We start from the raw sequence: 24,647 nt of genomic DNA, 5'->3' as shown, positions 1-24,647 counted from the left end.
CATGCCGGATTTTCTGTCCAACCATTTCACGCCTTCGCCCGCTCGCGGGCGGGTCCTCGTGTTCGATTCGGGGGTAGGGGGGCTGACCGTCGCGGAGGAGATAAGGGCGCTGGCGCCTGCGCTGGGCGTTCACTATGCGGCCGATAGCGGCTTCTTCCCCTATGGTGACAAGAGTGATGAGGAGCTGATCGAGCGCATCCCGCGCGTCGCGAGGATGCTGTGCGATCATGTGAGGCCTGATGTGTTTGTCATCGCCTGCAATACGGCGAGCACGCTGGCGCTGCAGGAAGTGCGCGCCGTACTGGATATTCCCGTTGTCGGCACCGTGCCGGCCATCAAGCCGGCTGCGGCGTTCAGCCAGACGGGCACGATTGGCCTGCTCGCCACGCCGGGCACGATCAGGCGGGCCTATACGGCGCGGCTGATAAACCAGTTCGCGGGCGGCCACAAAGTCATCATGCATGGCAGTATCGAGCTGGTTCGGCTGGCCGAGGCCCATGCAAGAGGGGATGACGTTCCGATTGAGGCCATCGCCGCGGCCCAGGCGCCGCTCTTCGATGCACCCGGCGGGGACCAGATCGACACGATCGTGCTGGCCTGCACCCATTTCCCGCTTGTGCGCGGGCAACTCATTGCCAGCGCGCCGCGCGGCGTGAGCTATGTGGATTCGGGCGCCGCGATTGCCCGCCAGACCATCCGCGTGCTCCCGCATGAAACGGAAGCACGCGGCATTGGCGGTTCAGCTTACCTGACAAGCCCCCCGGAAGAATCACCGGACCTGGCGCTCGTGCTACGGCGTTACGGTTTCCCGGACGCTCACTTCGTGGCTTTGGACCCGATCGCGATGACTTCCGCGCCGACCGCATTGTAGAGGCTCGGCCAAGGGGCATCGTGCACGATGGCCACGTCGGTTTCACCGAAACCATTGAAGCGGCTCGCCATGGCACGGCCATAGGCACCGATATTCCCGAACTCGAGATAGTCGCCCTCTGTCAGGCCGGCTGGCAGCCAGACTTTTTCAGGAAACTTGTCGGTCGAATCGCAGGTCGGCCCATAGATCGTGTACTCGGCCATGCCGCGCAGTTTGCGACCATTGCCCGTGATCGCGCGGACAGGGAACTGCCAGCGTTCGTGCACAGCGTCATAGAGCGAGCCATAGGAGCCGTCATTGATGTAGAGCGAGCCGGGCTTGGCCAGTTCAACACGCACGAGCAGGCTTTCGGCCTCGGCGACGAGGGCGCGGCCGGGTTCGCACCACAGTTCGGCGTTTTCCAGAACGAACATGTTCTCGAACGAGGATTCCACCATCGAGGCGTAGGCTTCGAGCGAAGGCGGCGGTGTGTCGGCATAGATCGACGGGAAGCCGCCGCCGACATCAACGATGTCCACGGTAACGCCAGCCGAGATGATGATGCGCGAAACGTCTGCCATGGCTGTCGCCCAGGCGGTGGGTTTCATTGCCTGGCTACCGACATGGAAGGACACGCCCAGCTCGTCCGCATAGCGGCGGGCTTCGCGCAGGATCGCGGCGGCGTCTTCTTCAGTCGCGCCGAATTTGCCGGTCAGTGGCAGCGTTGCGCCGTCATTCGACACACCGATGCGCACGATGATCGTAAGATCCTTCGCATAGTTCGTTTCTTCGAGAATCTTCTGCAGTTCTGCCTGCGTGTCGGTCACGAAGATGCGAACGCCATACTGGTGGTAGGCACGGGAAACAGCGCGGCGGTTCTTCACCGGGTGAAGGAAGGCCATGCGGGCGCCCGGGAAGCGGTTGTAGATCAGTTCGATCTCGTTTTCCGAGGCCACATCAAAGCTGTTGATGCCGGCGGCCCAAAGGGCGTCGAGCACGTGAACGCCAGGGTTGGCCTTCACAGCGTAGAATGGCTGGGCCGGGAAGCTTTCCCGGAACCATTTCGCAGCCGCTGTCACCCGCTCAGGGCGAAAGCAGTAAACAGGAACATCGGGCTCTTGCGAGCGCACAATATTATAGGGGGTAGCATAGGAGTGCATGACACCTAACCTCCAAAGGGCTTTTAACCAGCTTCGGGCGTTAGTGCAGGGGGCCCCCAGTTTAAGGGTTGGCCCAGATGTCCGCCACATCCGTATTCGGGCTGTGAGATATGCGATGATGACTTGGGGTGCAAGTAAAAATTTCGAAAGTTTGCAGCGATGTCGCAAAAACGTCACGAAACTTCGACGTGATTGTCATGTCTGCGGCGTATTCCGGCGACCGAAAGCCCGATCCGGGATACGATTCTTCAGGAGACCTGCAATGAAATCTGGCATGACTTTTGGCGCCATCAGCCTCATGGCCCTGGCGCTTGTCGCCTGTGGCAAGACCGACCTCTCTACGCTTGATGCGTCCGAAGCGGCGCCGGATCGTCCGGAACTGTCGGGCTCGAGCGAGAAAATCAAGGTTGTGGGCTCGTCCACGGTCTCGCCTTTCGCCACAACTGTCGCTGAGCGTTTCGGCGCAACGTCGGGCTTCCCGACCCCGATTGTCGAGACAACAGGCACGGGCGGCGGCTTCAAGGCCTTCTGTCAGGGCGTTGGCCCCGACCAGCCCTCGATCTCGGATGCCTCACGCCCCATCAAGGACAGCGAAGCCGAACTCTGCGCCAGCAATGGCGTCACCGAGATCACGCCCGTCGAGATCGGCTATGACGGCATTGTCATCGCCAATTCCAAGGAAGGTCCGGATTTCGACGTCACCAAGACGCAGCTCTATCTTGCCCTCGCTCAGGACGTGCCAAACGAGGCAGGGGAGTTCGAGCCGAACCCTTATAAATCGTGGCATGATGTCGACGCCAATCTGCCGGACGAGCCAATCATGGTGTTCGGTCCACCGCCAACATCCGGCACACGCGATGCATTTGTCGAGCTGGGCATGGAGCATGGCGCCGAAACAATTCCAGCCATGGCTGCGCTGAAAACCAGCGACCCGAAAGCCTTCGCTGACCGCGCACACACGATCCGCACCGATGGCGCGTGGATCGATTTCGGCGAGAATGACACGGCGATCATCCAGTCGCTAGTCAAGACGCCGACGGCGATGGGCGTGCTTGGCTTCTCCTATCTCGAACAGAACGCTGACCGGGTGAAGGGCGCACACCTTTCCGGCGTGCCGGCCACATTCGAGATGATCAATTCAGGTCAATATGGGCTGTCACGCGTGATGCTCTTCTATGTGAAGGACCAGAATCTGACGTTGGTGCCCGGTCTGATCGATTACGTGGAAGCCTTCACATCTGAAAACGCGTTCGGTCCTGACGGCTATCTCGTCGAGAAAGGCCTCATTCCGCTCAGCGACGAAGATCGCTCTGCCCAGCGTGTGATCGTTGAAGGCTTGAAAGCGAAACTGAACTAGGACTTACTGGCTTTTTCCGGGAGGGATTTGCGTTTCGTGGACGCAAGTTCCTCCAATTCGTCTTCCGTCATGGACTCGTACATGTCCTTTGACGCGCCAACGAGATCGGACTTTTTCTGCTCACCGCGCTTGGCGGCGAGCGCCGCGCCTGCGGCTTTCTGCTGGGCTTTTGACTTGGCATGCATTGCTGGGGCCTCCTGCTTATGTCTGGAACAAAAGCAACGCCACGGGAGGCGGAAGGTTTCCTGTCCTACAGGCCTTCGATGGGCGGTTTCTTGCGCCGCCGCAGACGGATCTTCTGCCAGAAGCGACGTCTTGCCGGAGCAGGGAGGGGTTGAAGGTTTTCAATAAAGGCTTCCGCGCAGGCCTTCCAGCTATAGGTCTCGGCAAAGCTGCGGCAGGTCTTGCGGTCCAGCTCCAGACATTCGAGCACGCCCTGACGCAAGTCGCCGCCTACCGGTGTGATCGTGCCCGCGCCAGAACCCGGGATCACGTCGCGCGGGCCCGTCGCATCGAAGGCCGCGACCGGAATGCCCGACGCCATGGCTTCCAGAACGACCAGGCCGAACGTGTCGGTCAGGCTCGGGAAAACAAACACGTCGGCGCTGGCATAGACAGCTGCGAGGTCCTCGCCGAACCGTCCGCCGAGGAAGGTGACATTCGGATAATTACGTTTCAGTTCCTCCAGCTGCGGGCCGGCGCCGACGATCACTTTTGAGCCGGGAAGATCAAGCTCGGCAAAGGATTCAATGTTCTTTTCGACGGCGACCCGTCCGACATTGAGGAAGATCGGGCGCGGCAGTCCCTTAAACGGGTCATTGTCGGCGCCTTCCGGGATGCGGCGGGCTGGATTGAACAATTCCGTGTCGACGCCGCGCGTCCAGGCAACCAGATTGATGAACTTGCGGGCCTTGAGTTCCTCGACCATTGAGGGCGTTGGCACCATCACCTTGCCGGAATACTTGTGGAACCAATGTACGAAGGAATAGCCCCAAGAGACCGGAACAGGCAGGCGGGCGGCCACATATTCCGGGAACCGTGTATGATAGGCGGTCGAGAAGGGGTGTTTCACCCTCAGGCACATGGTGCGTCCAGCCATGCCAAGCGTCCCTTCGGTGGCGATATGGATCGCGTCAGGCTCGAACTCGTGAAAGCGCTCTTCAATCTTGCGGCGCGCAAACAGCGCCAGCTTGATCTCCGGATAAGTCGGCAGCGGGACTGTGTGGAACCCGTCTCCGGGATGCACAATCTCCCAGATATGTCCCATGGCCTCGGATTCAGCGATGACGCGCTTCATCGTGCGTACGACGCCATTGACCTGGGGGTCCCAGGCGTCGGTGATCAACATGATGCGCATCGGGTCTCCTCGAGGCCGTTTGACGGTCGGCGGCAATGTGGCGGGGTTGGTTTCATACGTAAAGAGGTGGAACAACAGCCCTAAGGCTCGCGTTGGCTTCTATGTGACGATATAGCTGTGCCCGTAAACCCGAATTTTGCGCAGGCTTTTACCGCGCCGTACAGCGCTCTCTTGAACCCCCTGATATATGGAAACCTATATGCCTGATTCTCTGACCCTCGCCTCCCTCGATTGGGATGTCCTCGATGAACACAAGTTCGACGATGAGGAGGGGCTTCTTGAGGGACTGGTGAAACCGGCGCCACTGGACGATGGCGCGCGCCTTGCGGCAGTGCGCCGTGGCCGGGAACTGGTCGAGATTGCCCGCAGCCGAGGCCGCAAGAAAGGCATGATGGAAAGCTTCCTCGAGGAGTTTGGCCTGTCGAACTCTGAAGGCCTCGCCCTCATGTGCCTCGCGGAAGCCCTGCTGCGTGTTCCGGACGCTGAAACGCGTGATGACCTGATCGCCGAGAAAATCCGCTCTGGCGATTGGGCCTCTCACTTGGGTCAGTCGGAAAGCTGGCTGGTTAATGCCTCGACATGGGGTCTGATGCTCACCGGCTCTGTTATCGGTGTTCCCAAGGCCCTGCAGAAAGGCCCGGGCGCTTTCGTTCAGGGCCTGATCCGTGAAAGTGGCGAGCCCGTCATCCGCGCGGCCATGATGCAGGCCATGCGGATCATGGGCGAGCAATTTGTCCTTGGCCGGAACGTCAAGGAAGCCCTCAAGCGCGGCAAGCGCATGGTGAAGGCCAATGAGGCCGCTCATTTCAGCTTCGACATGTTGGGGGAGGGTGCCCGCACCTCTGAAGATGCCACGCGCTATCTGAAGGCTTATGAGTCCGCGGTCGATGCTGTCGCTGCCGAAAAGGACAAGTCCGTCCTGCCAGAAAAGGCCAGCGGCGTCTCCGTCAAGCTGTCCGCCCTGCACCCACGCTTCGAGGCCGTGAACGAAGCGCGCGTGATGGAAGAGATGTATCCCTCCCTGCTGGCGCTTTGCGAAAAGGCGGCCGTTGCCAATATACACCTTTGTCTTGATGCTGAGGAAGCAGACCGTCTGGTGCTCAGCCTGAAACTGTTCGAGCGGCTAGCCCGTGAGCCGTCCCTGAAGGACTGGACCGGCCTCGGCCTTGCCGTACAGGCTTACCAGAAGCGCGCGCTTCTGGTCATCGACAAGTTGTCGCGACTTGCTGAAGAGACCGGCCAGCGCTTTATGGTGCGCCTTGTTAAGGGTGCGTACTGGGATAGTGAGATCAAGCATTCCCAGATTGAGGGCTACCCGAACTTCCCGGTCTTCACGACGAAGCCGGGTACGGATGTGCATTACCTCGCCTGCGCCAAGGCCATGCTTGAGGCGGCGCCCAGTATCTATCCGCAATTTGCAACGCATAACGCCCACTCGCTCGCTGCGATCGACCTGCTCGCTGAAGCGGCTGGCGTGACGCACTATGAGTTCCAGCGCCTGCATGGCATGGGCGAGGCCCTTTATGACGCCGCCGATGCCGGCAAGCGCGTGCGCGTCTATGCACCCGTCGGGGCGCACAAGGACCTTCTGCCCTATCTCGTTCGCCGCCTGCTCGAGAACGGCGCGAATGCAAGCTTCGTTCACTCCTTCCTCGATCCGGATGTGCCGGTCGAAGATGTGGTCGATGATCCGATCACGCGTATCGAGATTGGCCCGCGGCGGCACCCCGGCATCCCGACGCCGCCACGCCTTTACGGGCCGGAGCGTCGCAATTCGACCGGCCTTGACCTCAGCCAGAAGGCTGTGCGCGACTCCATGGACAGCGCGCTCAAATCCTTCCGCGACAGCCCGGCCATTTCGGCAGGCGCCATTGTCTCCGGTAAGGCCGATACAGGCGGCGGCGACATGGTCCGCGTGCCGTTCGATACCGAACATGTGCTCGGCGCGTGCAAGGAAGCGAGCCCGCAAGCCATCGACAAGGCCCTGAAGGCGGCCGTGAAGTTCCAGCCTTCATGGGATGCGCTCGGCGGCGCGAAGCGTGCTGAACATCTACGCGCCATGGCCGATATTCTGGAAGAGAATGCCTCGCGTCTGATCGCGCTGATGTCGCGCGAAGGCGGCAAGACGCTCGCCGATGGTGTGGCTGAAGTGCGTGAGGCGGTGGACTTCTGCCGCTATTATGCCGCGCAGGCCGAGCATGAGTTCGAAGGTGCTGTGCGTCTGCCGGGACCAACGGGGGAGACCAATCATATCAGCCTGCATGGACGCGGCGTATTCTGCTGCATCAGCCCGTGGAACTTCCCGCTGGCCATCTTTACGGGCCAGATCGTCGCCGCGCTGGCGGCAGGCAACACGGTCGTTGCCAAGCCGGCCGAGCAAACGCCGCTGGTCGCGTTCGAAACGGTCCGTCTGTTCCAGAAGGCGGGCCTGCCGGTCGATGCGCTTCACCTCCTGCCCGGCAAGGGCGAGAGCGTCGGTGCGGCCCTGACGAGCGACCTGCGCGTGTCGGGTGTCTGTTTCACCGGCGGCACGTCGACCGCCCGCATGATTAACCGCGCGATTGCTGATCGCGATGGCCCCATCATTCCGCTGATCGCCGAAACGGGCGGCCTGAACGGCCTGTTCGTGGATACGACAGCCCTGCGTGAACAGGTGATCGACGATATTATCGTTTCCGCCTTCGGGTCTGCCGGCCAGCGCTGTTCGGCGCTGCGGGTTGCTTTCCTGCCGAAGTCGACTGCCAAGAGCCTGATCGAGGGCATTATCGGCGCCATGAACGAATTGAAGCTCGGCGACCCTGCTGAAGCCGATACGGATGTCGGCCCGGTGATCGACGCGGAATCGCGTGAGGTGCTCGAAAAGCATCTTGAAGCCATGGGCAAGGAGGCGAAAGTCCTCCACCAGGTGGATGCCGGCAAGATAGGTGAGCGCGGCTTTGGCTTCGGGCCAGCCTTGGTCGAACTGAAGTCGCTTGACCAGATTACGGAAGAGAAGTTCGGCCCCATCCTGCATGTCATCCGCTATGATCCGGACGATATCGACGAGGTCGGTGCGAAGCTGAAAGCGAAAGGCTATGGCCTGACACTTGGCATCCATTCGCGGCTTGAAAGCTTCCATAATGAAGTGAAGGCAGCCTGTCCGGTGGGGAATACCTATGTGAACCGCTCGATGACCGGTGCAGTGGTTGGCGTGCAGCCCTTTGGTGGCGAAGGCCTTTCCGGCACGGGCCCCAAGGCAGGCGGGCCACATTATCTCCATCGTTTCGCCAATGAACGCGTGGTAACAGTGAATATCACGGCGCAGGGCGGCGATGCGGAGCTGCTGAGCCTTTAAGAGGATACCGGACCGATGCTGAAACTTGCTGTCTCTGCCGCGATGGGCGTGCTGATCCTGACTGGCTGCAGCAAAAAGGCAGAAACACCGGATGTTGACCCAACGCCGGCGACAGGCATTTCGGGAGAGGCACAGCCCGCCAGTGAACCTGAGGCGGAGCCGGGCTCTCTGGCGGAAGTGGCGCACAAAGCCGAAGTCTCGAATGAGGCTTTTGTCGGCTCGGTTACTGTGGACGACGACCTCTTCGCGGTGGCGCCTGCACTGGCAGCTGAGCTGATGAAGGATGGCAAGGGCCGGATGGAGGCTATGCAGTCCGATGCCGAGACCTACAAGGAAGCTGACCCGGAGTATTTCAATGCCTACAGCCTGTCGATCGAATGGACGTTGGCGGCCAAAGCGGGCGATCTGATCAGCATCGAGGGCTTTACCTCGGCCTATACGGGCGGCGCGCATGGCAATTACGGCACTGACGCGCGCATCTATGACCTGACGAGCGGGAAGGAAGTCTTCCTGCAAGGCATGCTCTCAGACCCCGAAGCAGCGATGCAGGATGCGCTTCCGGTCGTTCTGAGCGAGATCGCTCGCCTGCGGTCTGAAAAGTCCGGCGGCAGCGGTTCAGAAGCGACATTTCGGGGGGAGGCAGCGGATGCCGTTTCCGTTGACAGCCTGAGGGAGGGCGAGATCGGGCTCGTGGCTTCGACAGAGCCGAACGCGATTGGCGGCTTTGTCGTGCATTTCGCCCCCTATGAAATCGCCTCTTATGCAGAAGGTGCCTACAAGGTCGTCGTGCCGCAAGCCGTGTTCCGTCAATTCCTGAAGCCGCAATATGAGGGCGTCTTTGCGGGTGAGCCGGTTACCGAGGAATAGGGCAGGGCCCGAAATCGAAATCCTGGGTATTTGATCCATCCTCCAACGATATGCGGGCGGATAGTCCGGTCTCTGTCTTCCGGTAGACAATCAGCTGCGGATAGTCGTGCCTAGGCTCGGCGAAGCTGATTGATGTGTCCGTTCTGCTAAGCTCGGGGAAGGGCGACGGACCCTTTCCGGCCGGATAGGCATTGAAAACGGCAGGCGGGCCGGGATCGATACGGGTCTGCTCGAAGAAGCTTACCGCGCCATCCTTTAGGCTGACCGCATATCCGAAATAATAGCCGTGCTCAGAGGGCGACCAGACTTCGCGATAGCTGCCATCTGCATTTTCCCAGCAGCCGGTGAGCCAGTCGAGCGATGCCTCGCGCGCGGATGACGGGGCCGACGCGCAACCGGCGATGAGGAGCAGGGAAGCAAGCCGCTTCATGGCTTCACCAGTGTACAGCCAAGACCCGGCGTGAAGCTCGCTTCCGACTTCACGAGGCCACCGAGAACGCTGGCTGTTGTGACCGACCCGTCATCGGTGACGGTTACGGCGCTGATATCGACGGTGAAATCATCCATGCAGCTTTCCAAAGGGCGCTCGCCGACATGCAGGCAGGAGCAGACCTGCTTGGCGCCATAGGCGGTAGCCACTTTTGCAAAGGCCACCTGATCCTTCAGCCAGAACTGCCAGCCGAGGCCAGCAATGACAAGCAGCACGACGAATACGATCAAAAGGACTTTGACGATTTTCATGGAGTGCCCCCGCGCGGTGCGGGAAGATAAGCGCGAAACCCCGTCAGGGGCAACAAGGCGCTATTGCAGGGCGTCATGGTCGATACGCATCAGGCGGAAGCGTGACCCGGAGTCAGGGAGAACATCGATCAGCCCCGGCCAATTCTCACCCGCTGCGAGGGCGCCGAACAGAGGCGCGGGCGCGCGGTCGAGCTGCAGATCCATGCGGCAGACCGCGACATAGTCGAAGGGGGCGAGTGCCTCGCGGCGTCCGTCGGCGTCGTCGCGTGTAAACGTTTGGGCGACCCTGCTGATGCTGGGCGCTGCGCGGTGGAAGGGCAGGGAGGCAACCGGATGGTGCCCGCCAGATGTCTGATTGTATTCGGCCAGCGTGAAGGACATGCGCGGCGGTGCCATGATTATGCCGGGCGGCGCCGTGTCCAGTACGGAAAGGTCCTGGTTCAGGCAGGCATCGCCCTTCATCACCATGATGAGATCGATTGCTGGATCGGTCCGCCTGACCGCGATGATGATGACGGTTATTGCGAGCAGGGGAAGGACAAGAGGAACAAGCCGCGTGCGCAGCGATGAAGCTCGCCCATAGGCCTGCACCAGCCCGGGGACGAAAAGGGCCGCGAAGGACGCTGCAAAGGGGAAATTCCGGTTCTGCAGGAGGGCCAGTGCAACGGCCGCGACAGCGATAGCGTACAGAAAGCCTGCGCCAGCCGTCCGGGGGCGTGTCCATGTCCAGATAGCGATGAGAACGCCTGTGAGTGCGACCGGACCAAAAACAAGAACCCTCGGGCCGCCTTCTGCATATAGGCTGATGAAATCATGTTCCTGCAGGACCCGCGATAACCAGAATTCCTTCGCGATCGGGTCGACCATGTATAGCGGGCCATGATGACATTGCGGGAAGGCGATCCAGAGGCCTGCAAGCAAAAACACGCCCGGAATGACCAAGCTGGCAAAGCGCGCGGCGCGGTTGGAGAAAGCGGGCATGCCCCAGAGCCGGGGCGCGAGGGCAATGATACCCCCGCCTACTGACAGGGCGAGGATCCATGGGGCTGATATGGCATCGCAATAAACCTGTCCCAACCCGGAAGGCCCGATCAGCACAAGGCTGCCGGGCAGGGTCAACAGGCCGAGGGAGAGCCCCGCCTGACCGAACCGGCGTATATGGCCTGCCTCGCCAGTCCAGACGGCGACAAGGCCGAGACCGACAAGGGCGACCGCAATGAAAGGGGTGCATTCAAGACCGACGGCAATCGACAGGAAGCTGGCAAGCCCGACCAATAGCCCCGCATGCCGGTTCGGCGAGACGAGACCCAGGCTGAGGGCCATCATCAGGACAAGCTGGACATTGTGATGGTCGATCCGGGCGGGATAGAATTCCGGCATGACGAGGAAGGATGCCAGCGCAGCCATACCGACGGCTATTGACCCTGGCCTGCGACCAGTCAGGTGCTGCATGACCCTGACGGTGAGGGCCGCATAGACCACGAACCATAGCGGGGGCACCACGAGCCGCGCGATGCGAAAGCCGCCATCAGTGCCCATGAACGGGCTCAGCGCCCATGTGATAAAGACATAGGGCGCATCGACAAGCCGTGACCATGGCGACTGGTAGACATCCGGCGTCTGCAGGAATGGCCAGGACGCATCATGCCATTGGCCATCCGTCAGGAGGTCGGCGATCTGTAGCCGGCGGGCGATATCGTCGACATCCGAAAGATAACTGTTACCCGGCGGACCATCCATCAGGAGGAGCCCTGCGCCGACCAGCAGGAAGCAGCCGAACAGCAGCCAGTAGGGGTTATCGGGCCTGGAGCCGGAAGAAGACGATAAGGACATGAAGGGCCTTCAGGACACGAGGGCGCACCATCCGACAAACCCTTTAAGCAAGGCCTAAGTCCCGGACGAAGCCAGACAGGATCAGAAGGGCTTTGACGCGTTTCCGCAATTGCCCCTAAGCTTTCGGCAAAGAACAGGGGAGGAATGGCTGTGGGCCATCATGTCTTGAAACAGGCCGCGCTGAGGATCAGCCTTGTCGGGCTTGTGATGATCGGGAGCCTTTGCGCCTCCGCGCAGGAACTGGTCCCGCTGCCGTCGCAGCCGGAAGGGCTGGCCTGGCCGACGCAGGGCTGGGAGACAGGGGAGATGCCGCCGGACGTTGCCGCGATTGTCCAGCCGATGATCGACACGGCCATTGCCGGCGAGAAGGCTGGCCCGATGGGGGAGACGCGGGCGGTTGTCATCATCCATCACGGCATGCTGGTGGCCGAGGCCTATCGCGAGGGATTCGGGCCGGAGACGAAACAGGTTTCGTGGAGCATGGCGAAATCGGTGACCTCCGCGCTGGCCGGGCGGGCGGTGGAGCTTGGGCTGATTGACGATATCGATGCGCCGATGCCGACGCCGTTCGATGCGGGCGATAAGCGGGCGGAGATAACGTGGCGCCAGTGGCTGACCATGACGGACGGGCTCGACTATACCGAGATCGGCGCGACGGGGATGGCGGACAATGATGTCATCCAGATGATGTACGGGCGGGGACGGTTCGACGTGCTGGAATATATCAAGGATGAGCTGCCCGCTTTGCACGAACCGGGGACGGTCTGGAATTATTCGACGGCAGCGTTCCACCTGATTGGCCATGCGCTTCAGGGGCTGGTGACTGATGCGCCGTCGGCGGCGTCCTTCTCAAACTGGTTTAGCCGGGAGCTGAGTGACCCCATCGGCATGGATGCGCTGATCGAATTTGATGCTTCGGAAAATTATCTTGGGGGCTCTCTCGTCTGGGCGTCGGCGCGGGATTTTGCGAAATTTGGCTATCTCTATCTGCGCGATGGCGTGTGGGACGGGCGGCGCCTTTTGCCGGAGGGCTGGGTGGATTTCTCACGGGCGCATCCGGAGGGGCCGAAGGAGAATGTCTATGGTGCAGGCTTCTGGCTGACGACGGGCGGCGCCGATCCAGTGCCGTCCTACCAGCGCCGCGATGCGCCGCCTTGGGACAGTTTTGCGGCAGAGGGCCATGAGGGGCAGACCATTTTTATTGTGCCGTCGCGCGATCTGGTGATCGTGCGTCTGGGCCTGATGGACAATGGGGGCGAGAACTGGCCGGACCTGTTCCGCTGGAATCAGACGATTGCGGGCGCCTTTCCGGAGGTTGGCACTGATTAGGCTGCACGTGCGGCGCCTGTTGGGGCGCTTGGGGGTATGTTTCTGTTTTCGGGGCCGGATTCGCGGTCAGGTATGCGGCAGTGGCAGCAAGTAAGCCCGTGTCCCCTGCGCAGGCAGGGGCGCGGGCGTGCGACGGGCCTTGATTCGCCGCCCCTGCCTGCGCAGGGGACACGGAGTGATTGTTTCGTCGGCCAGAGCAAGTGCAAGCCTCTCCGACACGGGTGCCCGAATAATGCCCGAACGATGCCCGGACAGGTCGTCTGATGCCCGAATGAGCACGGCGTGGCCGGTCTTGGTGAGGCCCCAGAACATTTGCGAGCCGGGCCCACCATTGACCTGGAACCAGTCCATCAGGCGCTGGATTCTGAAATAGATCACCGGCCAGATCAGGACGAGGTACCATGGCAGGCCCGGCATGGGGCGGAAGAGGCTGAAATCCGACATTGGGCGCATTATACGCCGGACTGGTTTGGGTGGGGAAAAGTTCGCTTGCCGCAAGCCTCGCCGCATGGGCGCTCGCTGAGTTGATTCTACGGATTTCCAAGCTAAGGTTGGCTGACAAGGCATTGGAAAATCGGTGGAATATTGAATCATGCGGACGACACATGAGCCATATCCGGAGGCATAGAGCCAGCGTAGTGATGATCGTGTCGGCGTTGCTGATATCAGGTGCCCAGGCTAGCGCGCAGGAGGCCGACACGGATTTTGCTGTCGGGCCTGAGAGCTGCGAAGGCATGTACAAGTCATGGCTGCTCAACCGTCTGATCGAGGAGACGTGCGATTATAGCGGTTTTGTAGCCGAGGATTTGGGCACCGCCGTGAAATCGGTGTGTGAGGCTTACCTGCCCGCGGAGGTCAGGGATCCTGCGACCGCCGAACTGCTCCAGACGTTCAAGGACGACTATGACCGGATGGGCAAGGATGCCCTGTGCGAAGATTTGCGCGAGGGGTATGAGATGGTGGTCGATGAGATGCGCACCGACCAGTTGGATGACTGGTAGTCATGCTCTTTATGAAACGGCTCATACGCGGCGGCTTCCAGTTTATAGAACTCTGGGCCCGGCACCCGGTGGCTAGCGGGCTTTGCGCATTGCTGGGTCTGTTTGGTCTGATCTTCGCCGTCTATTCCTACCAGAAAGACCGATCAGAGTCGCGTTCTTCAACCCTGCAGGTCAGTGAAGTCCAGCAACAGATTCAGGGCTTGAGGGAGGTTGTGGAGGCGCAGGGTCGGGACTGGCAGGTCATGGACGACGCATTCTACGGCATTCGCGTGGGCGGGCCGGTCGATGTGGCTTATGACGCGCCATTCGAACGCATTTCACGTCAGGCCGTTGGTTCGCGCAAGACGCTGAAATGGCTCACGCCCGAGGGTAATTACCTGACGACGACGTTCGATTCCCATGACAACCGGGTTCTGCAGATCGTGGTCGACTGGGGCGGCAGGGACGCCCAGCCGGAAACGGGTATTTCCGATTTTGCCTTTGGCCAAACGACCCTTCAGGACATCCGGGATCGCTTTGACAGTAATGGCTTCGCCTACGCGATGAAGATGATGCACAACACGGATGAGGGCATCGTTACCTACAATGCGTTCGAATTGAAGGAGACGCCGAGCATCATTGTGGTCTTCAAGACCCTGCTCGACGAGAATGATCGCGCGCACATTGAAACCCTGCCGCCTGAGCAGCAAGTGCTTGGTGAAATCGGCGCTTATTTCCGGCTGGTCGGCATTACTGTCGCGGATGAAGACTTCCTGGATTCCCTTTGGGGAAAGAACAAGATCTACGATGCCAAAAGCGCGCCAATCGCACTGATGAAGTCCGACGCCGAATAGGCATTGGGTAATACGGTGAGCGCCCAATGGGTTGGTTCAGTCCCCGCCCACCATGAAATGGGCCATGAGGGCCGTGACCGGCTTGGATTTTTCTTCCTGCCAGGCTTCGGCACGCACAGACGCCATACGGCGGCCCATCTTGGTGATATAGGCGCGGGCATAGAGATCCTTGGCGTGGCCCTGGCGCAGGTAGTCTATGGTCAGGTTGATCGGGCGCGGCGGACGGGCGAGGTCTGTCACGAGGAAGACCTGCGCCATGGCCGTCAGTTCAAGGAAAGACGAGATCGCGCCGCCATGCAGGGCCTTGATGGTGAAATTGCCGATCAGCTTCTTGGAGAAGGGGAGGACGGCCGTCATCTCGTCGCCGCGTATGTCGCAGCGCATGCCAAGTTTCTGGGCGAAAGGCGTGCGGGCAAGGAAAGCCTCGACCTCGGCGGCGCGGGGATTGGCTTCATAGGGGGTCATGCGAGCGACTCCAGCTTGTCTGCCGGGCGCGGCTGGTTGATGGCGAAGGCGCCGGCGGCGGTGGCAATCACCTTGTCGCGGGTCTCGTGATAGGCCCAGGCGCGCGTGAAGCAGACCGTGCGGGTGGTATGGTAGCATTCGGCCTCGCCGATAATGGCGCGGCCCTTGTCGGCCGGACGCATGTAATCGATGCGCAGGTCGAGCGTGGCGACGAAACGGAAATCCGGCAGGATGGCACTGCAGGACATGCCGCAAAGATTGTCGAGCAGGGTGGTGATGACCCCGCCATGGATGACGCCCGTGTCCGGGTCACCGACCAGCGATTCATTCCAGGGCTGGCTGCCCCAGACACGGCCTTTCTCGATACGTGTGACTTCGAAGCCGAGCTCGCGCGCCCAAGGCACAGCCTTGGTCATCATTTTCATGTTCTCACGCATGAGCGTCAGGCGCTGTTCGAGATCTGAGAGGTCGGCAGACATTAGTAAAAGATCCTGTCGCGGTTTTTCGGCATCCGACGGAGCGGCAATGGGCCCCTTTGCGGAACTGACGTCGCGTCATCGCTCATGTGCAGGCCTCTTCATTTGACGTTCCAGTCGCCCCGGATAACATTTGGGCCATGACGTGGAAACAGTTCACGCAGCGGGAGGAGACGGCCTATGGCATTTGATGGCAGCAGCAAACCGAAAACATGCATCATCGGCGCCGGGTGTTCAGGCTTCACGATGGCCAAGCGCCTGAAGGACAAGGGCCTGCCCTATGATTGTTTCGAGATGTCGGACAATATTGGCGGCAACTGGTATTACAAGAACCCGAACGGCACCTCGTCCTGTTACCAGAGCCTGCATATCGATACGTCCAAATGGCGCCTCGCCTTCGAAGACTATCCCGTGCCGGACGATTGGCCGGATTTTCCGCACCATGCCCAGCTGCTGCAATATTTCCACGATTACGTGGATCATTTCGGCCTGCGCGAGACGATCACGTTCAACACGGCGGTGACGAATGTGGAGACGCTGCCGGGCGGGCGCTGGAAAGTGACCCTGTCGACAGGCGAAGCGCGGGAATACGACGCCGTCGCCGTGGCCAATGGCCACCATTGGGATGCGCGGATGCCGACCTATCCCGGGCATTTCGAGGGTTACCAGGTCCACTCGCACCATTACCGTGAGCCGTTCGAGCCTTATGACTTCCGGGGCAAGAACGTGATGATTGTCGGCGCCGGAAATTCGGCGATGGATATTTCCTCGGAACTGTCCCAGCGGCCGATCGCGAAAAACCTGTTCATTTCCATGCGGCGCGGTGTCTGGGTGCTGCCGAAATACATGGATGGCTCGCCGGCCGACAAGGCGGCGTTGCCGCCATGGTTGCCCTCAAAGCTTGGCCGCAAGCTGGCGCGCGCGAAGATCAAGAAGACCATCGGCATGATGGAAGACTATGGCCTGCCGAAGCCCGATCATGAGCCGCTGGACGGGCACCCGTCCGTTTCCGGCGAGTTCCTGACGCGGGTTGGCTGCGGCGACATCAAGCCGAAGCCGGGCATCCAGAGCCTTGATGGCGACAGTGTCGTGTTCACCGATGGCACGCGCGAGCAGGTCGACGCGATTGTCTGGGCGACGGGTTACAACGTGACCTTCCCGTTCCTGAAGCAGAAAGAGCTGATGCCGCAGGAGAACACGTTCCCGCTGTACAAGCGCATGGTGAAGCCGGGCTTCGAGACCCTGTTCTTCCTCGGGCTGGCCCAGCCGCTGCCAACGCTGGTGAACTTTGCCGAGCAGCAGTCGAAACTGGTCGCTGCTGCGCTGACGGGGGAATACGCCTTCCCGGATGCTGCCGAGATGGACCGGGTGACCGAGGCCGACGAGCAGCTGCACCTTGGACACTTCTATGACAGCCCGCGCCACCGGATGCAGGTTGATTTCGGCGTCTACGTCGCGGATTTGCTGAAGGAAATCAAACGCGGGGAGAAGCGCGCGCACGCGGTTGCCTGATATTAACCTGGCGGCAGGCATAGTCAGGCAGATGACGCGCCTGATCCCCGCCTTCCTTATGTTGTTCATGGCTGCCGCCTGTGCCTCGTCGCCGGCGCCGACACGGACGGGCGGCTACACTCCGCGCTTCGAGGAGCCGCCGCCATCGCCACCCATGCCTGTGCCGGGCACGCTGCAACCGAACGCCTATTTGCAGGTGTGCGGCGGCATGACGGTCAGCAATTCGCCCGTCGCCTATCCGGGCGGATGGGTGGAGGACTTCAAGCCCATCATTGTCGTCAACGGCGTCGTGTTGGTGACGGTGCCGACGAATGATGCCTGCCTGTCGTCAGGCTTTGGCATTCGCGGCGGCACGTTCCATGAGGGCATTGACCTGACGCACCGGCCGGCAGGGCCTGTCTATGCGGCGGCGCCCGGGCGGATCGTCGAGGCGCGCATGTCGAGCGGCTATGGGCTGCAGGTGCTGATCGACCATGGCAAGGGTGTTTACACGCGCTATGCGCACCTCGCTTATCTCGACCCCGGTGTCGCTGTCGGCCGGCAGATAAATTATGGCCGCCCGGTGGGCATGATGGGCCAGACGGGCAATGCGCAGGCAATCCACCTCCACTACGAAATCCTGACGGGCAATTATCACAACCCCAAGGGGTCAAAGGGCCTGCAAGTGCGTGACCCGTTCAGTTTTCCTGCCTATGACTATCTCTTCGCGGGGTCTTGAGGGGATATAGGGGGACAATATGAGCGAGACTGGCAGCGCCCGGTTTGCGGGGCGATTCCTCGATCCGTCCCTCATTGCGCGAACCTATCGCGATCCGCTGGCGTGGCTGAGCCTTGCGACGGACCTGGTGCCGATTGCAGCGATCCTCGTGTTCGGCTGGGGGGCGACGCCGCTGGTGGCGCTCTACTGGCTGGAGAACCTCATCATCGGGGCCTACACGGTCCTGCGGCTGGGCGGGGCGGCGGTGGTGAGCTTCATCAATCTGGCGACGGCGCTGTTCATGATCCCGTTTTTCACGTTCCACTATGGCATGTTCTGCTATGGCCATGGCCTGTTCATCCGCAGCTTTGCCGGCGGGGAGGGGAACGGCGGCGGCGCAGCCCCGATGGACCTCGTGGCCTGGGCGCTGGGCAGCGGCGAGGGCATGCTGTGGTTTGTCGGCCTGATCATTGTCACAAATGCCGTGTTCTTCCTTGTCGACTATATCGGCCGGGGCGAGTTCCGCCGCACCGATCCACCGGCTGAGATGTTTGCGCCCTATGGCCGGATCGTGACGCTGCATGTGGCGATCATTCTGGGCGCCTTTATCGCGATCGCCACAGACCAGCGGCTGCTGGGTGTCCTGATCCTGATCGCAATCCGCGTCATTTTCGGAATCGTGCTGTCGCTGCTCAGGCGTATGAAGCTGGATGGCGGACTGGGTAAACTGGCTGGAAAATTCGCGCAGCCCGTGTAGAAAGTTGACGCATGGTGACGGATGGGCGCATGATCGCCCGGTTCAGCCGTCTCCATGGCGGCAAAAGGGAAGTGCATGTCCAATACAGCTGATTCACTCTCCGCATCCGGCAAGCGGGCCCGCTCCAAGGCTGCCAATCGCCGCGCCATCCTGAGCGCGGGGCGCCGGGTGTTTGCGCGCATTGGATTCGATGCGACCACGGTGCGCGACATTATCCGCGAGACGGACCTCGCCGCCGGGACATTCTACAATTATTTCAAGTCGAAAGAGGAAGTGTTCGAGGCGATCGCCGAAGATTCCACCTATCGCTTCCGCACGCGCCTCAGCGATGTTCGGGCGCGGGCGACCACATTCGAAGACTATATCCAGCAAGCCTATCACGCCTATTTCAGCTTCGTGGCCGCCGAGAATGAAGAGGCGATCCGTATGGGCGCGCCGCACATTGCGCTGATCGGCGTGCGCGTCGATACGCCGGAAATGCTGGCGATTGCCGACGAGATCCGTTCCGACCTCGACCATGTCCTCTCGGCGGCGGGAGCGCCGGTGACGGATATCGACTTTCTGACGGCCGCCGCCATCGGCATTGCGCGGGAAATGGGCGATCACATGTTGCAGCGCCGCCCGGTGGACGCCGTGGCGGCAACGAAGTTCGCCACGGCCCTGCTGCTCGGCGGCGTACGAGAGGTCTCCGGCAAGCCGCTTTGAGGAACCGCTTGGCGGACCTTGGGTAAGGGCGGTAAGCTGGTGTGAAAACAGCAGGTGGGAGCCCGGCCAATGAGCCTTCAGCAGACAATTGCGAAACTGATCTTCAAACTGCCAAATGGCATGCTGGTGCGCATGGCCGGCGGCAAGCCCGTCGTGATCAATGGCCGTACGCTTGAGCCGCAGCTGCAAATGGTGGCCTGGAACGGGCGCAATGCGCCGCCGCTTTCCTCGCTGCCAGCTGAAGTCGTGCAGGCCGCAACGCGCGAGCAGCTGAACATGCTGGCCGCCAAACCCGAGCCCGGCGTCGGCATCGAGGACTTCACCATTCCGGGGCCTGACAAGAACCTGATCCCGGTGCGGCTCTACCGCCCGGACGATCAGGAACCGGCGCATCCGCTGATGGTCTATTACCATATGGGCGGCGGCGTGATCGGCGATCTCGACACCTGCAATGCCTTCTGCTCGATCATTGCCTCGGTGGCGAAATGCCCGGTCCTGTCGGTCGACTATCGCCTTGCCCCGCCGCACAAGTTCCCGGCAGGCATTGATGATGCGCTGGAAGCCTATGAATGGGCGCTGCGCAATGCCGGCAAGTATGGCGCGCCGGAAGGCGTGGCAGCTGTCGGAGGCGACAGTATGGGCGGCAATTTCTCCGCCATCGTCGCGCAGGAAATGAAGCGGCAGGACAAGCCGATCCCGGCCGTTCAGCTCTTGATCTATCCGGCTGTGGACCTCGTCGAGGAATTCCCGTCGCGCAAGGATTTCGCGGGCACGTTCTCACTGTCCACCGACACGATGAACTGGTTCATGGAGCAATACCTGCCGGAAGGCTTTGACATGAGCGACCGGCTTCTCTCGCCCGGCCAGACCGGTGACCTGAGCGACCTGCCGCCCGCCATTGTCATTACCGCCGGGCACGACCCGCTGGTGGATGAGGGCGACGATTATGCCCTGCGCCTTGGCCGGGCAGGCGTTTACGTCAAGCACAAGCGCTATGACACGCTCGCCCATGCCTTTACCGCCTTCACGGATTTCTCGCCGGGGTCGCGCAAGGCCTGCGTGGAAATCGCCGAGATGGTCCGCGACATGTATGGCCGCCTGTGAGAGCGCTTGTCTGTCACAAGATCACGGATGATTTTTCCGGGACTGAGGTGCGCGATCTGCCGATGCCTGAACCGGGACCCGGCGAAGTGCGCGTGCGGGTCAAGGCGGCCAGCGTCAATTTCCCGGACCTGTTGCTGACGCAGGGCAAGTACCAGCTGAAACTGGAACCGCCCTTCACGCCCGGCATGGATTTCTCCGGTATTATCGACAAGCTCGGCCCCGGCGTGACCGGCCCCCTGCGCGAAGGCACCGATGTGGCTGGCGGCGTGCGGGCAGGGGCCTTTGCGGAATTCATCTGCGTGCCCGTTGCCGGCTTGCAGAAGAAGCCGCCCGCGATGAGCTTTGCCTCGGCTGCGTCCTACTCGGCGGCGTACCTCACGGCCTATGTGGCGCTCGTGCGCCGGGCCAACCTGCAGCCCGGGGAGACGCTGCTGGTGCATGGCGCGAGCGGCGGCGTTGGCCTTGCGGCAGTGGATGTCGGCAAGCTGCTGGGCGCAACCGTGATTGCGACGGGCGGCTCGGACGAGAAGTTGGACATGGTGGTCGCGCATGGCGCGGACTATGCGATCAATGTGAACCAGGGCTTCCGCGACAAGGTGAAGACGCTGACCAAGGGTCGCGGCGCGGACGTCATTTTTGATCCCGTCGGCGGGGATGTGTTCGACGAGAGCGTGCGCTGCATCGCCTTTGACGGTCGCCTCCTGGTGATCGGCTTCACGTCAGGCCGCATCGCGACGGTCTCGACCAATATGCCGCTCATCAAGGGCTTCTCCGTGGTCGGCGTGCGGGCCGGGGAATATGGACGCCAGTTCCCCGAAAAGGGCCGCGAGAATGTCGACACGATCTGGCAATGGGCCCGTGATGGCAAGGTGAACCCGCGCGTGCATGCCGAAGTACCGCTGGAAGCGGCCATGGATGCCTTCGCCATGCTGTGGAACCGCAAGGTCGTCGGCAAGGTCGTGGTGACGCCCTAGGCGGACCAGAGTACGAGGCCGACAATGCCGGCGGCGACAAGCAGCACGCCGAATATCTCGCGGGTGGTGACGCGTTCCCTGAACACGAAGATCGACGCGCCGATCATGAAGAAGACTTCGACCTGGCCAAGCGCCCGCACGAGCGCGGCGTTCTGCAGCGTGAAGGCCGTGAACCAGGCAAGCGAGCCCAGCATGCCGACAAGGCCGACCCAGGCCGCGCTGCGCCAGCTGGCGAGCAGGCGAAGGGTCTCGCCCGGTTCGCGCAGGCGCAGGAAGGCGAGAATGGCAACGGCCTGGAAACTGGTCACGAAGGCGAGCGTCATTGTGGCGCGCAGGAAGACGCTGCCATCCGCCAGCGACAGCGAGGCGCCGCGATAGGCCACCGCCGAGAGGCCGAACAGGCCGCCAGCCGCAATGCCGATCAGCGCCTTGCGATCAAGGAAACTGCGCCGGCCTTCTGCATCCGCCGGGATCGATATCAGGATCACGCCGACAAGGCTGATGAGGATGGCAAGGGCGACAGCCAGCGAGACATGATCACCCAGAAGCACAATGCCGAACAGGGCCGTCTGGATCGGCTCGGTCTTGGTGAAGGCCGTCGCGACGGTGAAGTTCTTGTGCGAGAAGAGATGGATCAGCATGCCCGTCGCAAGGATTTGCGCGAGGCCGCCGGCCATGCCGCTCAGGATGAAGGTGAGGTTCAGGGCAGGGGCCTTGGCACCGGTCGTCAGCAAGAGGCCGCCGAGCAGGGCCAGCGCCAGTGGCGCCGCATAGACAAAGCGCGCCGCCGTGGCGCCCCATGTCGAAAGCGTGGCGCGCAGCTTCTTCTGCAGCGCAGACCGCAGGTTCTGCAGAAACGCCGCCGCAATTGTTATGGGGATCCAGATTTCCATCCGGCGCTTGGACAGCAGCCGGATGGATTTGTCAAAGCTGGTTCAAGTCGAGCTATTGCACCCGCGTACATTGCGGGAAGGTTGTGGTGCCCTGTTGCAGCACGGCATAGCGGCCCTGGTCCCAGAAGACGACGCGCGAGGGGCCGATGCCCGACTGGTAACGCATGCCCTTGTCTGCTTCCACCTGTTGCAGCTGGTGCACTTCGCCGTTGAACATGACGGTGGCGGTCGTGCCGGTGACGCTCGCTTCAAGCTGGAGCGCACCGCACTCATAATAGGGCGAGATCACGTTAGAACTATATGGCGCTGCATAGGCAGGGTCGTTGGCCATGCGCGTATCGCCTTGCTGTGATGCGGAAGGCGGCGTTACCGCGCAAGCGGCGGCAGTGGCGGCGAGCGCGAGGGCGGCGAATGTGCAGGCGCGTTTCATGACGTGTCTCCGGTTTCTATTGGTCCGGGGGAACAGCGGTCAGGCGGCAGAATGGTTCCGCCGCCTGCACAGCTTCGGCCTAGCGGCGGGCCGTGATCGTGTCGCCATTCGGGGCATAGATGACCAGCGCGCCGTCCTGCGTGATCGTATATTGGCGTGCGCTGCCGATGATATCGGTAAAGGCGCGTTCCTGGTTCATCAGGGCCGGTGGGCAGGCCTTGCGGGTCATCACCATCTCGGTGAAGCGCAGGTCCTGGCCGGTGGCGGCATAGCCTGCGCTGAACGTGTTGCAGCTGGCATTGCCGGTGACGCGGCCATTGCTGTCAAAGTTGATCGAGGCCCGCGAAAAGTCGATCACGCCGTGACGCGAGATGTCTTCCACGATCCATTCAGGTCCGCTCAGCATCGCGCCATAGCCCGGCGTTGAGGGGTAGGGGCTCTGATCGGGATAGGGCGCCGGGTAGGCATTGCCGGGCGTGCCGCTGACAAGGAAGAGCGTGCCCATGTCCGTGTAAGGGCCATAGAGATCGACCGGGTAGACCGTATCCGTCGTCCAGAACAGTTCGCCAGCGGGGCTGCGGATCGTGGCGCGCAGTGTGTAGATGCCGTTCGGATCGAGGTCGCGGTCATCAACCGTGATATTGAAGGGCACCGGCACTTGCGCCGTGCCGAGGTTCATCATCGCTTCCGCCACAATCGTGGCGGGGACATCCATGCGCGACGTGTCGCTGATCGTGACGGTCGCCGTACTGCCAGCAGGCAGGGCAATGCGCTCACGATAGGTCAGCTGGCCGGTGACGACGTGTTCTGTGATCTGGGCCTGTGCGGGGTATTGCGTCGGCGTTGCGGCGCAGGCGACGGCCATTGTGCCGAGCGCGACGGAGGCGAGGAGGGTGGTGAGTTTCATGGCGGCGTTTCCCTTTGATGGACTGTCGGGAGGCCGCGTTCTTGCTATGTCAGCGCGCGAGTCCCGTTCGCAGATGCCAACGGCCCTGCGAACGGAAGGTTCCGCGTGCCTACACCGTGCGCTTCGCCTTGTCGGCGTCATTGGTGGCGGTGATGGCATCCTTGGCGGCTTGCCATTCTGCGTCGCCCCAGGCGGTGAGCTGGGCGAAGTTGCCGCCGGACGCATTGTACATGGCGCCGTCAATGGCGATCGTCTGGCCATTGATGTATTCGGCGCCGGGGCCCATCAGCAGGACGGCGAGATTGACCAGTTCGTGCATCTCGCCAACGCGGCCCATCGGGTTGGCTGCGCCTGAATCCATGCGCTTGGCGCCCTCGGCATCTGGCGAGAGACGTTTCGACATGCCCTCGGTGGGGAAGGGGCCGGGCGCGATGGCATTGAAGCGCAGGCCATAGCGGCCCCACTCGACGGCGAGGCTTTGCGTCATCGTGTTGACGGCGGCCTTGGACATTGCGGAAGGGACAACGAACGGTCCGCCATTCCACACCCATGTCGTCAAGATGGAGATGACATTGCCCCGGTTGCCGCCCTTGATCCACCGCTTGCCGATATCCTGCGTCATGTAGAATGAGCCGCGGAAGACGATGTTGGAAATGGCATCAAAGCCGCGGATCGAGAGGTCCTCGGTGCGGCTGATGAAGTTGCCGGCCGCATTGTTGACGAGGCCGGTGAGCGGCCCGTGCTGTGACCAGATCGCATCGTTCATGTCGGTAATGGCTTCAGCGACGCGGATATCGCACGCATGCGGCACGACCTTGCCGCCATGCTTCTCCATCAGTTCCCTGGCCGTCTCTTCGCACACGCCGCCGCGCCGGCCGCAGATGTGGACCTCCGCGCCGAGCTTGAGAAAGCCTTCGGCCATCTCCTTGCCGAGGCCGGTGCCGCCGCCCGTGATGAGGATGCGTTCACCCTTCATCAGGCCATCGCGGAACATCAATTGTGACGTATCCATCAGTGTTCTCCCTGTTTGAATTCTGTTATGGACCATAGCTCGAATGGAGCCGG

At 61.7% G+C, this 24,647-nt stretch carries 26 protein-coding genes; 13 read left to right on the top strand and 13 right to left on the bottom strand.

Going from position 1 to position 24,647, the window contains the following annotated elements:
- The first annotated feature begins 1 nt into the window (after position 1).
- Complete coding sequence (gene murI, locus V7651_RS04140; protein ID WP_335612304.1) at positions 2-871, top strand: glutamate racemase; 870 nt, start codon at positions 2-4, stop codon at positions 869-871.
- Here murI and V7651_RS04135 read toward each other — a convergent pair.
- Positions 817-2,010 carry a type III PLP-dependent enzyme gene (locus V7651_RS04135; protein ID WP_335612303.1) on the bottom strand — a complete coding sequence of 398 codons (1,194 nt, stop codon included), beginning with the start codon at positions 2,008-2,010 and terminating at the stop codon, positions 817-819. The genes murI and V7651_RS04135 overlap by 55 nt on opposite strands.
- Before the next feature lie 262 nt (positions 2,011-2,272).
- Between V7651_RS04135 and V7651_RS04130 the strand changes: the two genes are divergently transcribed.
- Positions 2,273-3,367, top strand: coding sequence for a substrate-binding domain-containing protein (locus V7651_RS04130; RefSeq protein WP_335612302.1), 1,095 nt, complete (start codon positions 2,273-2,275; stop codon positions 3,365-3,367).
- Here V7651_RS04130 and V7651_RS04125 read toward each other — a convergent pair.
- Entirely contained in the window at positions 3,364-3,552 is a 189-nt protein-coding gene (locus V7651_RS04125; protein WP_335612301.1) for a DUF3008 family protein, read from the bottom strand. The genes V7651_RS04130 and V7651_RS04125 overlap by 4 nt on opposite strands.
- A gap of 65 nt (positions 3,553-3,617) precedes the next feature.
- Entirely contained in the window at positions 3,618-4,724 is a 1,107-nt protein-coding gene (locus V7651_RS04120; protein ID WP_335612300.1) for a glycosyltransferase family 4 protein, read from the bottom strand.
- Between the two features lie 199 nt (positions 4,725-4,923).
- Between V7651_RS04120 and putA the strand changes: the two genes are divergently transcribed.
- Positions 4,924-8,058, top strand: coding sequence for a bifunctional proline dehydrogenase/L-glutamate gamma-semialdehyde dehydrogenase PutA (gene putA, locus V7651_RS04115; RefSeq protein WP_335612299.1), 3,135 nt, complete (start codon positions 4,924-4,926; stop codon positions 8,056-8,058).
- A 15-nt stretch (positions 8,059-8,073) separates the two neighbouring features.
- Positions 8,074-8,925, top strand: a complete 852-nt coding sequence (locus V7651_RS04110) for a DUF3298 and DUF4163 domain-containing protein (protein WP_335612298.1) — start codon at positions 8,074-8,076, stop codon at positions 8,923-8,925.
- Here the strand turns inward: V7651_RS04110 and V7651_RS04105 are convergent.
- From V7651_RS04105 to V7651_RS04095, 3 genes are read right to left on the bottom strand one after another with little or no spacing between them, the layout of a single operon-like run.
- Complete coding sequence (locus tag V7651_RS04105) at positions 8,912-9,355, bottom strand: DUF6265 family protein (protein WP_335612297.1); 444 nt, start codon at positions 9,353-9,355, stop codon at positions 8,912-8,914. The two genes, V7651_RS04110 and V7651_RS04105, sit on opposite strands and share 14 nt — an antisense overlap.
- On the bottom strand, positions 9,352-9,666 hold the full coding sequence (locus tag V7651_RS04100) for a hypothetical protein (RefSeq protein WP_335612296.1): 315 nt from the start codon (positions 9,664-9,666) through the stop codon (positions 9,352-9,354). The genes V7651_RS04105 and V7651_RS04100 overlap by 4 nt, the downstream gene beginning before the upstream one ends.
- Before the next feature lie 60 nt (positions 9,667-9,726).
- Positions 9,727-11,499: a hypothetical protein gene (locus tag V7651_RS04095; RefSeq protein ID WP_335612295.1), complete on the bottom strand. Its 1,773-nt coding sequence runs from the start codon at positions 11,497-11,499 to the stop codon at positions 9,727-9,729.
- 144 nt (positions 11,500-11,643) lie between these two features.
- Between V7651_RS04095 and V7651_RS04090 the strand changes: the two genes are divergently transcribed.
- Positions 11,644-12,828 (top strand): serine hydrolase domain-containing protein, encoded by a 1,185-nt coding sequence (locus V7651_RS04090; RefSeq protein ID WP_335612294.1) that lies wholly within the window; start codon positions 11,644-11,646, stop codon positions 12,826-12,828.
- A 66-nt stretch (positions 12,829-12,894) separates the two neighbouring features.
- Here the strand turns inward: V7651_RS04090 and V7651_RS04085 are convergent, their stop codons facing one another.
- A complete protein-coding gene (locus V7651_RS04085) occupies positions 12,895-13,272 on the bottom strand; it encodes a hypothetical protein (protein ID WP_335612293.1) in 378 nt (125 codons plus the stop codon).
- A gap of 194 nt (positions 13,273-13,466) precedes the next feature.
- Between V7651_RS04085 and V7651_RS04080 the strand changes: the two genes are divergently transcribed.
- Positions 13,467-13,829, top strand: coding sequence for a hypothetical protein (locus V7651_RS04080; RefSeq protein WP_335612292.1), 363 nt, complete (start codon positions 13,467-13,469; stop codon positions 13,827-13,829).
- Positions 13,830-13,831: 2 nt separating this feature from the next.
- The gene (locus V7651_RS04075; protein ID WP_335612291.1) at positions 13,832-14,662 is read left to right on the top strand and encodes a hypothetical protein; all 831 of its coding nucleotides are present in this window, start codon (positions 13,832-13,834) and stop codon (positions 14,660-14,662) included.
- A 36-nt stretch (positions 14,663-14,698) separates the two neighbouring features.
- Here V7651_RS04075 and V7651_RS04070 read toward each other — a convergent pair whose 3' ends face one another.
- Together V7651_RS04070 and V7651_RS04065 are read right to left on the bottom strand one after the other, a co-directional pair.
- Positions 14,699-15,127: a PaaI family thioesterase gene (locus V7651_RS04070; protein WP_035534785.1), complete on the bottom strand. Its 429-nt coding sequence runs from the start codon at positions 15,125-15,127 to the stop codon at positions 14,699-14,701.
- Complete coding sequence (locus V7651_RS04065) at positions 15,124-15,606, bottom strand: PaaI family thioesterase (RefSeq protein WP_335612290.1); 483 nt, start codon at positions 15,604-15,606, stop codon at positions 15,124-15,126. The genes V7651_RS04070 and V7651_RS04065 overlap by 4 nt, the downstream gene beginning before the upstream one ends.
- A 177-nt stretch (positions 15,607-15,783) precedes the next feature.
- Between V7651_RS04065 and V7651_RS04060 the strand changes: the two genes are divergently transcribed.
- From V7651_RS04060 to V7651_RS04035, 6 genes are all read left to right on the top strand, one after another.
- Positions 15,784-17,115: a flavin-containing monooxygenase gene (locus V7651_RS04060; protein ID WP_335612289.1), complete on the top strand. Its 1,332-nt coding sequence runs from the start codon at positions 15,784-15,786 to the stop codon at positions 17,113-17,115.
- 31 nt (positions 17,116-17,146) lie between these two features.
- Positions 17,147-17,833 (top strand): M23 family metallopeptidase, encoded by a 687-nt coding sequence (locus V7651_RS04055; RefSeq protein WP_335612288.1) that lies wholly within the window; start codon positions 17,147-17,149, stop codon positions 17,831-17,833.
- A gap of 19 nt (positions 17,834-17,852) precedes the next feature.
- Positions 17,853-18,569, top strand: coding sequence for a DUF6498-containing protein (locus tag V7651_RS04050; protein WP_335612287.1), 717 nt, complete (start codon positions 17,853-17,855; stop codon positions 18,567-18,569).
- 75 nt (positions 18,570-18,644) lie between these two features.
- Positions 18,645-19,274: a TetR/AcrR family transcriptional regulator gene (locus V7651_RS04045; RefSeq protein ID WP_335612286.1), complete on the top strand. Its 630-nt coding sequence runs from the start codon at positions 18,645-18,647 to the stop codon at positions 19,272-19,274.
- Positions 19,275-19,343: 69 nt separating this feature from the next.
- Positions 19,344-20,378, top strand: a complete 1,035-nt coding sequence (locus tag V7651_RS04040; protein ID WP_335612285.1) for an alpha/beta hydrolase — start codon at positions 19,344-19,346, stop codon at positions 20,376-20,378.
- Positions 20,375-21,352, top strand: coding sequence for an NADPH:quinone oxidoreductase family protein (locus V7651_RS04035; RefSeq protein ID WP_418887209.1), 978 nt, complete (start codon positions 20,375-20,377; stop codon positions 21,350-21,352). The genes V7651_RS04040 and V7651_RS04035 overlap by 4 nt, the downstream gene beginning before the upstream one ends.
- Here V7651_RS04035 and V7651_RS04030 read toward each other — a convergent pair.
- From V7651_RS04030 to V7651_RS04015, 4 genes are all read right to left on the bottom strand, one after another.
- Positions 21,349-22,245: a DMT family transporter gene (locus V7651_RS04030; protein WP_335612283.1), complete on the bottom strand. Its 897-nt coding sequence runs from the start codon at positions 22,243-22,245 to the stop codon at positions 21,349-21,351. The two genes, V7651_RS04035 and V7651_RS04030, sit on opposite strands and share 4 nt — an antisense overlap.
- Positions 22,246-22,297: 52 nt before the next feature.
- Positions 22,298-22,675: an MliC family protein gene (locus V7651_RS04025; protein ID WP_335612282.1), complete on the bottom strand. Its 378-nt coding sequence runs from the start codon at positions 22,673-22,675 to the stop codon at positions 22,298-22,300.
- 79 nt (positions 22,676-22,754) lie between these two features.
- Entirely contained in the window at positions 22,755-23,582 is an 828-nt protein-coding gene (locus tag V7651_RS04020) for a YbaY family lipoprotein (protein WP_335612281.1), read from the bottom strand.
- A gap of 109 nt (positions 23,583-23,691) precedes the next feature.
- Positions 23,692-24,594 (bottom strand): SDR family oxidoreductase, encoded by a 903-nt coding sequence (locus V7651_RS04015; protein ID WP_335612280.1) that lies wholly within the window; start codon positions 24,592-24,594, stop codon positions 23,692-23,694.
- Positions 24,595-24,647: the final 53 nt, after the last annotated feature.

The sequence above is a fragment of the Hyphomonas oceanitis genome (genome assembly GCF_036964545.1).
Lineage (GTDB): Bacteria > Pseudomonadota > Alphaproteobacteria > Caulobacterales > Hyphomonadaceae > Hyphomonas > Hyphomonas oceanitis.
The sequence above is the reverse complement of the archived record's forward strand: the minus strand, read 5'-3'. Positions and strand labels throughout refer to the sequence as shown.